This is a genomic window from Qipengyuania huizhouensis, from assembly GCF_019711635.1.
In the GTDB taxonomy this organism is placed as follows: Bacteria; Pseudomonadota; Alphaproteobacteria; order Sphingomonadales; family Sphingomonadaceae; genus Qipengyuania; species Qipengyuania huizhouensis.
Genome location: NZ_JAIGNT010000009.1, coordinates 60,922 through 74,005, shown reverse-complemented (window position 1 = coordinate 74,005; position 13,084 = coordinate 60,922). Strand labels below are relative to the sequence as shown.

The 13,084-nt window shown below is 59.7% G+C and carries 14 protein-coding genes and 1 tRNA gene; 10 read left to right on the top strand and 5 right to left on the bottom strand.

All coding sequences use genetic code 11. The features are described from left to right. Positions 1–100: 100 nt before the first annotated feature. Positions 101–511: an EVE domain-containing protein gene (locus K3180_RS09170; protein ID WP_221540172.1), complete on the top strand. Its 411-nt coding sequence runs from the start codon at positions 101–103 to the stop codon at positions 509–511. A gap of 55 nt (positions 512–566) precedes the next feature. On the opposite strand, the gene K3180_RS09165 is transcribed toward K3180_RS09170, so the two are convergent. Next, positions 567–2,234, bottom strand: a complete 1,668-nt coding sequence (locus tag K3180_RS09165) for a thiamine pyrophosphate-binding protein (RefSeq protein WP_221540170.1) — start codon at positions 2,232–2,234, stop codon at positions 567–569. 147 nt (positions 2,235–2,381) lie between these two features. Between K3180_RS09165 and K3180_RS09160 the strand changes: the two genes are divergently transcribed. Next, positions 2,382–2,576 carry a hypothetical protein gene (locus tag K3180_RS09160; RefSeq protein WP_221540168.1) on the top strand — a complete coding sequence of 65 codons (195 nt, stop codon included), beginning with the start codon at positions 2,382–2,384 and terminating at the stop codon, positions 2,574–2,576. Here the strand turns inward: K3180_RS09160 and K3180_RS09155 are convergent. Next, positions 2,573–3,928 carry an MFS transporter gene (locus K3180_RS09155; RefSeq protein WP_221540166.1) on the bottom strand — a complete coding sequence of 452 codons (1,356 nt, stop codon included), beginning with the start codon at positions 3,926–3,928 and terminating at the stop codon, positions 2,573–2,575. The two genes, K3180_RS09160 and K3180_RS09155, sit on opposite strands and share 4 nt — an antisense overlap. A gap of 116 nt (positions 3,929–4,044) precedes the next feature. On the opposite strand from K3180_RS09155, the gene pgsA reads away from it, so the two are divergent. Together pgsA and K3180_RS09145 are read left to right on the top strand one after the other, a co-directional pair. After that, a complete protein-coding gene (gene pgsA, locus K3180_RS09150) occupies positions 4,045–4,638 on the top strand; it encodes a CDP-diacylglycerol--glycerol-3-phosphate 3-phosphatidyltransferase (RefSeq protein ID WP_221540164.1) in 594 nt (197 codons plus the stop codon). Between the two features lie 102 nt (positions 4,639–4,740). Continuing rightward, a complete protein-coding gene (locus tag K3180_RS09145; protein ID WP_221540161.1) occupies positions 4,741–4,998 on the top strand; it encodes a hypothetical protein in 258 nt (85 codons plus the stop codon). Here the strand turns inward: K3180_RS09145 and K3180_RS09140 are convergent. Together K3180_RS09140 and rnd are read right to left on the bottom strand one after the other, a co-directional pair. Further along, complete coding sequence (locus tag K3180_RS09140) at positions 4,995–5,891, bottom strand: LysR substrate-binding domain-containing protein (RefSeq protein WP_221540160.1); 897 nt, start codon at positions 5,889–5,891, stop codon at positions 4,995–4,997. The two genes, K3180_RS09145 and K3180_RS09140, sit on opposite strands and share 4 nt — an antisense overlap. After that, positions 5,888–7,120 carry a ribonuclease D gene (gene rnd / locus K3180_RS09135; RefSeq protein WP_221540157.1) on the bottom strand — a complete coding sequence of 411 codons (1,233 nt, stop codon included), beginning with the start codon at positions 7,118–7,120 and terminating at the stop codon, positions 5,888–5,890. The genes K3180_RS09140 and rnd overlap by 4 nt, the downstream gene beginning before the upstream one ends. A gap of 154 nt (positions 7,121–7,274) precedes the next feature. Between rnd and aspS the strand changes: the two genes are divergently transcribed. Continuing rightward, entirely contained in the window at positions 7,275–9,137 is a 1,863-nt protein-coding gene (gene aspS, locus K3180_RS09130) for an aspartate--tRNA ligase (protein WP_221540156.1), read from the top strand. A 62-nt stretch (positions 9,138–9,199) separates the two neighbouring features. Here aspS and K3180_RS09125 read toward each other — a convergent pair whose 3' ends face one another. Then, positions 9,200–9,688, bottom strand: coding sequence for a ferritin-like domain-containing protein (locus K3180_RS09125; protein ID WP_247710441.1), 489 nt, complete (start codon positions 9,686–9,688; stop codon positions 9,200–9,202). Between the two features lie 95 nt (positions 9,689–9,783). Between K3180_RS09125 and K3180_RS09120 the strand changes: the two genes are divergently transcribed. The 5 genes from K3180_RS09120 to K3180_RS09100 all read left to right on the top strand — a co-directional run bounded on the left by K3180_RS09120 (position 9,784) and on the right by K3180_RS09100 (position 13,019). Beyond that, positions 9,784–10,020: an acyl carrier protein gene (locus K3180_RS09120; protein WP_006834437.1), complete on the top strand. Its 237-nt coding sequence runs from the start codon at positions 9,784–9,786 to the stop codon at positions 10,018–10,020. A gap of 98 nt (positions 10,021–10,118) precedes the next feature. Then, positions 10,119–11,378, top strand: coding sequence for a beta-ketoacyl-ACP synthase II (gene fabF, locus K3180_RS09115; RefSeq protein ID WP_221540154.1), 1,260 nt, complete (start codon positions 10,119–10,121; stop codon positions 11,376–11,378). 1 nt (position 11,379) lies between these two features. Further along, a complete protein-coding gene (mltG, locus tag K3180_RS09110) occupies positions 11,380–12,348 on the top strand; it encodes an endolytic transglycosylase MltG (RefSeq protein ID WP_221540152.1) in 969 nt (322 codons plus the stop codon). Next, positions 12,345–12,863, top strand: a complete 519-nt coding sequence (locus tag K3180_RS09105; protein WP_221540151.1) for a 2'-5' RNA ligase family protein — start codon at positions 12,345–12,347, stop codon at positions 12,861–12,863. Before mltG ends, K3180_RS09105 begins: the two co-directional genes overlap by 4 nt. A gap of 79 nt (positions 12,864–12,942) precedes the next feature. Further along, positions 12,943–13,019, top strand: a tRNA-Met gene (locus K3180_RS09100). Positions 13,020–13,084: the final 65 nt, after the last annotated feature.

The following is a 13,084-nucleotide window of genomic DNA, read 5'->3' as shown; positions in this document are numbered from 1 at the left end:
GGTTAACTGCTTGTGCCGCGAATGACCGTCCTCTGGTCAGCGCGCCGCATGCTCGCTACGCGGATCACATATTACCGAGACTGACAGGAGTACCGAGAAGATGGCCCGTTACTGGCTGCTGAAATCCGAACCCTTCAAATATGGCTGGGACGATCTCGTCGCGGAAAAGGAAGGTACTTGGGACGGCGTGCGCAATCACCGCGCGAAGAATAACCTCGCCGCGATGGAAGTAGGCGATCAGGCATTCTTCTACCACTCGCGCGAAGGACTGGAAATCGTTGGTATTTGCGAGGTCAGTGTGGCGGGGATCACCGATCCCACCGATCCGGAAGGAAAATGGGCGGCGGTCAAGGTTATACCAAAGACGAAACTCCCGCATCCTGTCACACTCAAGCAGATCAAGGCGGAACCGAAGCTGGCCGAGTGCGAGCTGGTGAAGCTGTCGCGCCTTTCGGTGGCGGAAATCCAACCCGAAGAGTGGTCGATAATCTGCGGGATGGCCGGTATCTGACGCTCATGGCAGAGAAGGGCCGTCTCCTTTTCAGAGGGCCGACCCTTGGGCTTTTCTAGCGCCTGCGCAACCCGCTTACGGTGGCACCGCTGGCGGCGAGTTGTTCGATCTCTATCTTGCAATGGATCAGGCGCAGACCCGTTCGCCCCTTTGCAGCCCCCAGTGCATCCTTGAATTCCTGGGTAGTAGCAGCTGTCGCCGACCATCCGCCATAGGCCGAAGCGAGGGCAGCGAAGTCCGGATTCGCCAGCCTCGTTCCGCTGATGCGATCTTCGCCCGGGAATTCACGTTCCTGGTGCATGCGGATCGTGCCGTAGGCGGAATTGTCGACAACGATGACGATGAGGTTCGCGTCATGCTGCACGGCGGTGGCGAGTTCCTGACCGTTCATGAGGAAGTCGCCATCGCCCGCAATTGCAACTACCGTCCGTTGCGGATAACGCAGGGCTGCAGCAACTGCGGCAGGTACACCATAACCCATGGCCCCGCAGGTCGGTGCAAGCTGGGATGGAAAGCCTTCGTAACGCCAATACCGATGCCACCACCCAGCGAAATTTCCCGCGCCGTTGCAGATGATCGTATCGGTGGGCAGGGCATCCCGCATGAATTGCACGCACTGGCCCATGTCCAGTAAATAGTCGGTCGGCTGGGCCGTGGCCCAGGCGTTCCACTCTGCGTGTGCATCGGCGCCCGCGTCGAAGTCGATGGCATCGCCGTCGTCCCACAACGCGGCGCTTTCCGCGAATTCGTCCATCTCGGCACAGATTGCGAGATCGGCCGGATAGACGCTATTGAGTTCGTTCGGATCGGGGTGGACATGGATCAGCTTGCGATCCTCGGCGACCAGTGGGGGAACCGTATAGCCATCGGTAGTCGCCTCGCCGAGCCGCGCTCCGACGGCGAGGACAAGATCGGCGCCTTTTACGCGCTCGACCAGCTTGGGATTGGGGCCATAGCCCAGGTTCCCCGCATAGACGCTGCTCGAAGGAGAAATCGCATCTTGCCTGCGGAATGCAGTTGCCACCGGAATTCCGAGCCGTTCGGCGAAAAGCTGGAAGTATTCCCGCGCCTTGGCGTTCCAGCCTGCGCCGCCGACAATAGCGATCGGGGAGGCGGCATCGGCGATCAGCGCCATCACCGCCTGCATGGCATCGGGGCAGGGCGCCTGAGCCGGACGTTCGACCCGCGGGCGCGGGGTCGCCGAGGTCTCGCGGCTCAGCATGTCTTCAGGCAAGGCCAGCACCACGGGACCCGGACGCCCGGAAATGGCGGTAGCGTAAGCGCGAGCGACATATTCCGGTATGCGATCCGCCGAATCGATTCGGGCCGCCCATTTGGCTATGGGGCCGAAGAAGGCGGCGAAATCGACTTCCTGGAAGCCTTCGCGGTCACGCATCTCGCTGTCGACGTCACCGACGAAGAGAATCATCGGCTGCGAATCCTGCATGGCGACGTGAACGCCGATACTGGCGTTGGTCGCACCCGGGCCGCGAGTGACGAAAGCCACCCCAGGTCGCTGTGTCATCGCTCCATCGGCGCAGGCCATCATGGCGACTCCGCCTTCCTGACGGCAGGTAACCAGATCGATGGTGTCCTGCTGGCCCAGCGCATCGAGCACTTGGAGAAAGCTTTCGCCCGGGACGGTGAAAATCCGTTCACAACCCTGTTCGATCAGGCAATCGACGAGGAGCTTGGCGGCAGCGGGTGTCGGGCGAGTGGTCATGGACAAGCCGGTTAGCGACGCTCGCTGTCTCGTGCAATCTCCGTGGAACAGCTTGGTGACCGTCTCGCAGCAGCCCCAACCGTCCCGAAATGGAACGGCGTGATTTTTACGGGAAACCTAAGGTTAAAAATTCGTTAACCCGCTATCATGAGACGCGCACTTGTCCTGTCGAACGAAGCGGCCCGCCATTGGATGCGGGCCAGCATTCCCCACCGTCGCCGCCACTATGCGGACATGCCGGACGGACAGACCGTAGATTGGAAGCTGACGGCGCAAGACGTTCGCGGCGTAGCGACCACCTATTTTGCGACGGTAGCCGCAGTACTCGCTTTCATCATCTAGATTTGCTCGGCTGTCGCCGCAGCGCGCTCTGCCTCGAGCAAGCGGCGCCCGAGCCAGGCTGAAATCAGACACATACCGGCGCTGATCAGAATCTGTTCGACGATCGGGACGCCTGCTGCGCTCATGCCCATGGCGAGCAGGGAACCGCCGACCATTGCCCCCGAATTGACGATATTGTTCGCGGCGATCGTTCGTGACGCCTTATCGGGCGCTACCCGCGTGGTCAGGAAGGCGTAGAGCGGGACCACGAACATTCCGCCTGCGATGGCTATGCCAAGCAGACAAAACAGGATGATGCTTGCCATGGGCCACCCGAGGAAACCCGCGACATTCAGCAATTGGGAAGGCTTGTCCGCTTCCCAGATCTTGCACACGACATAGAAGGCGACGACGAACATCCCCATCGCGATTACCGATTGGGGAGCATAGCGTGCCGAAACCTTGCCTTTCAGAAGCGCGCCGACTGCGACAGAACCGATGGCGACCCCGATCGAGAAAATCACGAGAAAGATGCTCGCCACTTCCTTGCTGGCCATGATCACGTTTTTGGCAAGCGGGGGAAACTGGATGAACAGTACTGCACCGATGGTCCAGAAGAAGCTGATGGCTAGAATGGCGTAGAAGACTTCGCGATTGTGCATCGTGTCCCGCACCAGGCGAATGGAGGCGCGGATAATGTGCCAGTCGAGTTTTTCGATTACGCCTTGCGGTGGTGCGGGTGGAACCTGACGGCTGACCAGATAGCCGGCAACCGATGTGACGATGATGCCAATGGCTGCGACTTCGACAGGGATCCAGCCTGCGAGGATAGTCCCTGCAAGAATGGCGAGATAGGTTCCGGCCTCGACCAGTCCGGTGCCCGCCAAGATCTCTTCCTTGCGGAGATGCTGCGGGAGGATCGCGTATTTGATCGGCCCCAGAAAGGTCGATTGAATGCCCGTCATGAAGAGGGCGAGGAGCATGAGAATGATCGGAAAGGTAGTCTCGAGTGTCGTAAAGTACAGCGGGATCGACACCGGCATTTCGTAGCCTCGCCACGCCAGGTAAAGGCCCTCCGCACCGATCAACATCAGCACGATCTCGAAAGCCTTTACCTTCCGTATTATCGCCGCCTTGTCGCGCATATCCGCCAGTTGCCCGGCAAGCGCCGAAAGCACGAAGAATGGCAGGATGAACAGGCCCGAGGCGACAGCGGAAAACATTCCCTCCGCCTCTTCAGATTCATATATCTGGTAGACGACGAACAGGACCATGGCGGTCTTGTACAGATTGTCGTTGAAGGCATTGAAGAGCTGCGTCACGAACAGCGGCAAAAACCGCCTGGTGCGCAGCAAATGCGGACTTGTGAACATGGACCCCCGGCGGAAAACTTCCGTAAGGAAACACTTGGTAGCTACAATGTGGCGGCGGACAACCCTGCTTGACGTCTTTTGCGGCAGGGCGAATGCCGTTAGGGGAACAAGCGCAGATGCTGACATTGCCAAACATCCTCACCCTTTCGCGTATCGTCGCGATCCCCCTGCTGGCCTTTCTGCTTTGGTGGCCCGGTTGGGAAGCGGGCTATTTGATGGCCTTTGGCCTCTACTGCCTGATGGGCATTACCGATTATTTCGATGGTTATCTTGCTCGGACCAGCGGTACAGTTTCGAAGCTCGGCATCTTTCTCGATCCCATCGCGGACAAGATCATGGTCGCGGCGGTTATCCTCGTACTGGCTGCACAGGGTGTCCTACGTGGGCCCTATGTGGGCGATGCTCACGTCATTGCGGGATTGATCATTCTGGTACGCGAGATCGCGGTATCGGGATTGCGAGAGTTTCTCGGAGGCTTGCAGGTATCCGTGCCCGTCAGCCGGCTTGCCAAGTGGAAAACCACATTCCAGCTTCTGGCGCTAGGCTCGCTGATCCTGGGGCAGGGCTTGCCACAATGGAATGTGATGATCGGGACGATCGAAGCGAACGTGCCGCATACGGTCGGTCTGGTCACACTGTGGGCTGCTGCCGTGATGACCGCGATTACCGGCTGGGACTACCTGCGTGTCGGCCTCAAGCATATGGATTGAGGCGCGCAGCCTCATTTTATCGGTGAACCGATACAACACGCAGATGCAACGCGGTTGCATCCGTGAACCTTTTCTCAACCAAATGCGTTCATGTTACCAGACATGACTGCTTCACTTCATATGCTTCTAGCTGCGCTGCTGAAGGTCGGCGCCGTCGCAATGATCTTCAACGAGGTTCGTGGTCTGGTGCTCGCGGCGCCTGTACTTTACGGCATGTGGGCCTCGGGAGGGACCGCCATGGCGATCTGGCTCGGTATTTGCGCGCTGGGGGGTATAGCGCTGAGCGTTATCGTGCCGCTTTTCGCTTACAGGAAGCTTGATAACTTTGTGAAATCACGGGCCGAACCCGAACCGGCCTAACCGGCGCGTAGCTCTTCCGCCAGTAATTCGAAATCGCCTCGCCGCGGAGAATTCTTGCGCCATATGAGCGCAATCTCGCGGCTCGCCTGTTTCGATTTGAGCGGGCGGGCGACAACCTGCGTCCCGTTCAAAATTCCAGCTTCCACAGCCATCTCGGGCAGCATGGTCAGACCCAACCCATTATCCACCATCTGTACAAGGGTGTGCAGGCTGGTGCCGATCATAGTGGTCGAACCGCGCAATTCCGGTCTGTTGCAGGCGGCGAGCGCGTGGTCCTTGAGGCAATGCCCGTCTTCCAGCAATAGCAGCCGACCGTCATCGATCATCTCCGCCGTGACCATTGCAGGAGGGTCGCGCGGATCGTCCTTGGGGAAGGCGACATAGATCGGATCGTCGGCGATATGTGCCTTGTCAACTTCGCCCGTAGGGAAGGGCAGGGCGAGCAGAACGCAATCGACCCGCCCGTGTTGCAGCGATTCGACCGCATCGTGACTGGTTTCTTCGCGCAGAAACAGCTCAAGATCGGGCCGTTCGCGGCGCAGACGCGGCAGAAACCGCGGCAGCATGAACGGGGCGATGGTCGGGATTACGCTCATCCGGAGCTGTCCCGCGAGCGGTTTACCGGCCGCCTGCACGAGATCGGCAAGTTCCTCGGTTTCGCGCAATACGCGGTGCGCCTTTTCTACCACCTGGTTACCCAGTGCAGTGAACCGCACGACGCGGCGGCTGCGTTCGACCAGCGTCACGCCAAGCAGCGATTCCAGTTCGCGAATGCCGGCGGAAAGCGTGGATTGCGACACGAAGCTCGCATCGGCTGCGCGGCCGAAATGGCCATGCTCGTGTAGCGCGACGAGATACTGCAGCTGCTTGAGGGTCGGAAGGTAGGTGCTCACCCGGCTTCCGCCGCTACTTCGGTGATCACTTCGTCCTGCGCCGTTTCCATCATTCCCGCGTGGACATCGTCGACATGGGTCATCAGCAGTTTTCCGTCCTTCACAGCGAACGCCAGACGTCCCTCGACCAGCTCGAGCGCATCTTTGCCGAACACTTCGTAGCGCCAGCCCTGGAGGATCGGCAGCTTGCGCACCCCTGCGGCCAGCGCTTCCATCTCATCCGAGCGTGTGAGCAGGCGGGACGCGACATCGATTTCGCGGGCGCGAATCTTGAGCAGCAGTTTGAGCAGATCCGCCACCAGGGCACCTTCCTTGCCAAGCGGTGCCCCTCGTTTCGGTTTGTCGGGCATTTCTTCCTTTGGCAGCGGTTCGGCCTTGTCGATGACTTTCATCAGACGTTTGCCGATATCGTTGTCCTTCCACGCATTCGACAGCCCGCGCACCTTGATGAGATCGCTCTGCTTTTTGGGTGGATGGCTGGCGATATCGGCCAGGGTCTCATCACGCATGATACGGCCACGCGGGATGTTCTTGTGCTGCGCCTCCCCTTCGCGCCAGGCGGCCAGAGCCTTCAATCGGCCCAGCACCGTGGGATTGCGCCCTGGCGAACGGATGCGCTTCCAGGCCTGGTCGGCATCGTTGGCATAGTTTGCCGGATCGGCGAGCTTTTCCATCTCGGCATCGAGCCAGCCGCCGCGTCCGGTTTTGATCAGCTTTTTCAGTATCTTCGGAAAAATGCTCGAAAGGTGGGTAACATCGCCGATGGCATATTCGATCTGTCTTTCGGTCAACGGGCGGCGGCTCCAGTCGGTAAACCGCGCACCCTTATCGACCGTGATGCCGAGCCAGCTTTCGACGAGGTTGGCATAGCCGATCTGCTCGTTCTGGCTGATCGCCATCATCGCGATCTGAGTATCGAAGATTGGATGCGGGGTCTTGCCGGTGAAATTGTAGACGATCTCGACATCCTGCCCGCCGGCGTGGAAGACCTTCAGGACTTCCTCGTTTTCGCAAAGCAGGTCCCACAGGGGCTTCAAGTCGATGCCATCCGCCAGCGGATCGATCGCCGCCGCTTCTTCGTCATTCGCGATCTGCACCAGGCACAGTTCGGGCCAATAGGTGTTCTCGCGCATGAATTCGGTATCGACGGTGACGAAATCGCTTTTCGCCAGACGCTCACAAAGGGCAGCCAGCGTATCGGTGTCGGTAATCAGATCGTGTATTTTCATCGTTTCGTTTCTTGTCTTGAGCGGAGTACCGCTCCCGCACCTTTCACGAGCCTTGACAAAAACCCGCTGGTGCCCTGTTAGCGCGCGCGATTCCTGCTAAGGAGCGCGGCGCCTGCGCCCTAGCGGCATAACTCCGAAAATGGAAAGATTTTAGATGCACGCCTATCGTACCCACAACTGCGCACAGCTGACGAAGGAAAACGTTGGCGACACAGTCCGCCTTTCCGGCTGGGTGCACAACAAGCGTGACCACGGCGGCGTGCTCTTCGTCGACCTGCGTGACCACTACGGAATAACCCAGATCGTGGCGGACAGCGACAGTGCGGCTCTGCCCGCGCTCGAAAAGCTGAAACTGGAATCGGTGGTTACCATCGATGGTACGGTGAAGGCGCGGGACGAAGTGGCGGTCAACAAGAACCTGCCTACCGGTGAAATCGAAGTCTTCGCCCGCGAAGTCGAAATCCAGAGCCGCGCCGAAGACCTGCCGCTGATCGTAAACCAGGCGGAAGACTATCCGGAAGAAACACGCCTGAAGTACCGCTTCGTGGACCTGCGCCGCGAGCGCGTTCACGCCAACATCATGCTGCGCAACCGGGTCATCACCAGCTTGCGTCAACGCATGATCGGGCAGGGCTTCAGCGAGTTCCAGACCCCGATCCTCGGTGCTTCCAGCCCGGAAGGCGCACGCGACTACCTCGTGCCCAGCCGGCTGCATCCGGGCCGCTTCTATGCGCTCCCGCAGGCGCCGCAGATGTTCAAGCAGCTGTTGATGGTGGCCGGATTCGACCGCTATTTCCAGATTGCTCCCTGCTTCCGCGACGAAGACCTGCGCGCCGACCGCAGCCCGGAATTCTACCAGCTCGACTTCGAGATGAGCTTCGTGACACAGGAAGACGTGTTCAACACCATCGAGCCTGTCCTGGCCGGTGTGTTCGAAGAGTTCTCGGGTGGCAAGACAGTGACGCCTGCCGGTGAATTCCCGCGCATTCCCTACGCCGAGGCGCTCCTCAAGTACGGCACCGACAAGCCCGACCTGCGCAACCCGCTTATCATCAACGACGTCACCTCGCATTTCGAGAAATCCGGCTTCGGCCTGTTCGAAAAGATCGTCGGCGGCGGTGGCCGCGTTCGGGTCATCCCGGCTCCGAACACACACGAGAAGAGCCGTAAGTTCTTCGACGAGATGAACGACTGGGCGCGCCGCGAAGGCTTTGCTGGCCTCGGTTACGTTACGCGAAAGGGCGGCGAATTCGGCGGTCCGATCGCCAAGAACCACGGCACCGAGGGCATGGAAGCACTCTATGCCGAGTTGGGCCTGGGTGAAAACGATGGCCTGTTTTTTGCTGCGGGCAAGGAAAAGGACGCCGCCAAGCTGGCTGGTGCCGCTCGTACCCGCGTGGCCGAGGAGCTTGGCCTGATCGAGGAGGGCTGCTTCAAGTTCTGCTGGATCGTCGACTTCCCGATGTTCGAATACGATGAAGACCTCAAGCGGATCGACTTCAGCCACAATCCCTTCTCGATGCCACAGGGCGAGATGGAAGCGCTGGAAACCAGGGACCCGCTAGATATCCTCGCCTGGCAGTACGACATCGTTTGCAACGGCTATGAACTCAGCTCCGGCGCGATCCGGAACCATCGCCCCGACATCATGTACAAGGCCTTTGAGATCGCCGGCTATTCCAAGGAAGATGTCGACGCAAACTTCTCGGGTATGATCGAAGCGTTCAAGCTGGGCGCGCCGCCGCACGGCGGTTCGGCTCCGGGCATCGACCGGATCGTCATGCTGCTGGCCGACGAGCCGAATATCCGTGAAGTCATCGCCTTCCCGATGAACCAGCGCGCGCAGGATCTGATGATGGGCGCGCCCTCGATCGTCAGCCCGAAGCAGTTGCGTGAGCTGAACATCCAGCTTTCGTCCGCGGCACGCGAAGCAGTCGAAACTGCACAGAAGGGGAAAGGCGAGCAGGCCGACCTGAATGAGGCCGTCATCGATCGAGACGGACAGACTCAAAGCTGATCGAAGCCTGAAACAAAAAAGGGCGCGGAGCATCCGCGCCCTTCATGTGACTGTCCGTTAAATCAGTCGTATTGCTTCGAGATCAAGTCGCCGAAGCGCTCACCTTGGCATATCTCATTGTAAGCCTGCTCGACCACTGCCCGCTCCTGAGCTTCGAGCTGGTTGCTTTCGAGGGCTTCCTGAAATTTTCCCTTAATGTAATCCTCGCCTTCCTCGACGCGTTTGGAAGCAGCTTCATCGCCGTTTTCGAATGCAGACGTGATGCTTTGCCACATCTGGTGCACTTCGCCGGCCATCGTGCCCTTGGTCACCAGATCGTCACCCTGGCGCTCAAGTTCGGCATTCATCTGCCGCAAAGTGTTCTCCCTCTGGCTGCAGCGCTGATGCAGCGCCTGCTTGAGTTGTGGATTATCCGCCTTCTCGCCTGCCTGACGATAGCCCTGGACCGAATCGAAGGTCGTGTCGGTAAGGCTTTTGAATACTGTAGTAGCCATGATTTCGCTTTCCTTTTCAAAGTGGTAACATTGAGTAGAATGGGCAAATGGGTTCATGGGTTCGGGGAAGAGGACGAGTTGCCCTTGCGCTGCGCCGCGCCGTTGATTAGGGCGAACGCCAATATGAAACCCCCAAGATGAGAGGGAATAGAATGAGCGATACTGCCGACCGCGTGCAGAAGATTGTCGTCGAGCATCTCGGCGTCGAAGCCGACAAGGTCACCCAGGAAGCCAGCTTTATCGACGATCTGGGCGCGGACAGCCTCGACATCGTTGAGCTGGTAATGGCCTTCGAGGAAGAATTCGGCGTGGAGATCCCCGACGATGCAGCCGAGAAGATTACGACCGTCGGCGATGCAACCAAATATATCGAAGAGCACAAAGGCTAAGCCCCACGGCTTTTCATTGCCCGTGCAACAGGTACGGGATCGGACAGGCCCGACCCTGATGATGGGCCGGGCCTGTTGTCTTTTGAATGGAGAAATTCATGCGTCGTGTGGTTGTTACCGGACTTGGCCTCGTCACCCCCTTGGGAGGTGATGTCGAAACCACGTGGTCGAACCTCATTGCGGGCAAGAGCGGGGCGGGCAGGATCACCCGTTTCGATACCGAGGGCCAGAAGTGCCTTATCGCCTGCGAGGTGAAGCCAAAGGACCACGAATTCGGTTTCGATCCGGACAAGCGTGTGGATCACAAGGTCCAGCGTCAGGTCGATCCTTTCATTGTCTACGGTATCGACGCCGCAGGGCAGGCCCTCGAAGATGCAGGCCTAACGGAAATGGACGATGCGACGAAAGAGCGTACGGGCGTTTCGATCGGATCGGGCATCGGCGGCCTTCCGGGTATTGAAAGTGAGTCGATTGTCCTGAAGGAACGTGGACCTGGCCGGGTCAGCCCGCACTTCGTTCACGGACGTCTTATCAACCTGATCAGCGGTCAGGTTTCGATCAAATATGGCCTGATGGGTCCGAACCATGCGGTCGTCACAGCCTGTTCCACCGGCGCGCACTCGATCGGGGACGCCGCCCGTATGATCGCACTCGACGATGCCGACATCATGCTGGCAGGCGGCGCGGAAGGCACCATCAATCCGCTGGGCGTGGCCGGCTTCGCGCAAGCGCGCGCTCTCAACATGAGCATGAACGATGCGCCCGAAAAGGCGAGCCGCCCTTATGACAAGAACCGCGACGGTTTCGTCATGGGGGAAGGTGCAGGCGTTGTAGTGCTTGAGGAATACGAACACGCCAAGGCTCGCGGTGCCAAGATCTATGCCGAAGTCGTAGGGTACGGCCTGTCGGGTGACGCCTACCACGTCACCGCGCCGCATCCTGAAGGCAAGGGTGCGGAATTGGCGATGAAAATGGCTATAAAGAAGTCGGGCCTCGAGCCGAGCGACATCGATTACGTCAATGCCCACGGTACCTCGACCATGGCCGACACGATCGAACTCGCCGCGGTCAAGCGCGTGCTGGGCGACGATCTGAGCGGCGCCTCGATGAGCAGTACGAAATCGGCCATCGGCCACCTGCTGGGCGGTGCAGGCGCAGTGGAAGCGATCTTCTGCATCCTGGCCATTCGCGACCAAATTGTACCGCCGACGCTCAATCTCGACGATCCTGACGAGGGTACCGAAGGCGTCGACCTCGTCCCGCACACAGCAAAGAAGCGGGAAGTCAAAGCCGCACTCAACAACAGCTTCGGTTTCGGCGGGACCAACGCCTCGCTGATCGTCAAAAAGGTCGACTGAGGTGAAGAAACTCGGCCTCGCGCTGGGGGCCGTGGTCCTTCTGGGGTTGGTCGGCCTCATTTGGTTTGCCGGCGGCTGGTACGGATCGGCCGACGTCGAGGAAGACACAAACTTCATCGTGCCTTCGGGCTCGACTTTGACGGCCGTAGCCCGCCAGCTCGACGATGAAGGCCTGATCGAATCCTCGGATTCCTTCCTGCTGCGCGCCAGGATCCTCGGCTCGGGCGATCCCATCCAGGCTGGCGAGTTCCTCATTCCGGCGGGCGCAAGTCCTTCGCAAATCCTCGATACCTTCCAGCACGGGCAGGTCATCCGCCGTTTCGTAACCGTTCCCGAAGGCCTGCCGTCGATTCTCGTATGGGAACGGCTTATGGCGGAAGATCTTCTGACCGGAAAAGTGGAGGTGCCCGAGGAAGGTTCGGTCCTGCCGGACACCTACGACTTCGAACGGGGCGAGAGTCGTGCCGAGGTGCTCGCCCGTATGCAGGAGGCGATGGACAGCTACCTCGCGGAAGCGTGGGAGAAGCGCACCAACAAGGCCGTGGTGAAAACACCCGAAGAAGCGATTATCCTCGCCTCGATCGTGGAGAAGGAAACCGCCGTTCCCGAAGAGCGCAGGATGGTTGCGGGTGCACTGTCCAACCGCGTGCGCATAGGCATGATGCTCGGGGCCGATGCGACCACGATCTACCCGATCACCAAGGGCAAGCCCCTGGGGCGCCGTATCCGCGTGTCCGAACTTCGCGACAAGAACCCCTATAACACCCGCGCCATTGCGGGCCTGCCGGTGGGTCCGATCACCAATCCGGGACGCGAAAGTATCGCCGCAGTGCTCGATCCGGCCGAAACCAAGGCGCTGTACTATGTTGCCGATGGCAGCGGCGGACATGTCTTTGCCGAGACTCTGGAAGAGCACAACCGCAATGCTGCCGCCTGGCGCAAGCTGCGCCGCGAGCGCGGGGAAATGTGACCGCAGGCCATGCGCCCCTGATACTGACGGCGGAACTGCCGCCCGATCTCCATCGCCGCTACACCGACCTGCGCAACCAGTATTTCCCGCCCGAGCGCAACTACCTGGAGGCGCATGTCACGCTGTTCCACGCGATCCCTGCGCAGTGCGAGGAGGAATTGCGGCACTATCTTGCCCGCCTGGCGGGAGAAGTTCCGCCGCTGCAAGGGCGGGTCGAAGGATTGCTGTCGCTTGGCGGTGGTACGGCGATCAAGCTTTCCAGCCCGGACCTCCTCGAATTGCGTGACGAAATTGCCGAGCACTTTCGCGGTATGCTCACCCAGCAGGACCAACACCGACCGAGGCTCCATGTCACTATCCAGAACAAGGTCACATCGAAGGAAGCCAAGGCGGTACAGGCGCAGCTTTCGGGGCTTTTCGAGCCTGGGGAATTCGTCTTTCCCGGTCTGGCTCTGTATGTATATCGCGGCGGTCCGTGGGAATTCCTGCGCCGCTTCGCATTTCGCGGGAAATGATTGTTGACCATGGGGCACTCCCGCCCTAAATGCGCCGCCTGCCGAGCGGGCCAAGCCGCCTGCCGACACGGCCTTTCGGGGCGGAGTAGCTCAGGTGGTTAGAGCAGCGGAATCATAATCCGCGTGTCGGGGGTTCAAGTCCCTCCTCCGCTACCAAACTTTTGGATTTAGCCTAAACGCTCAGGAGAATCTCTTTCCAGGGGTTGCTCGCTGCAACGGTT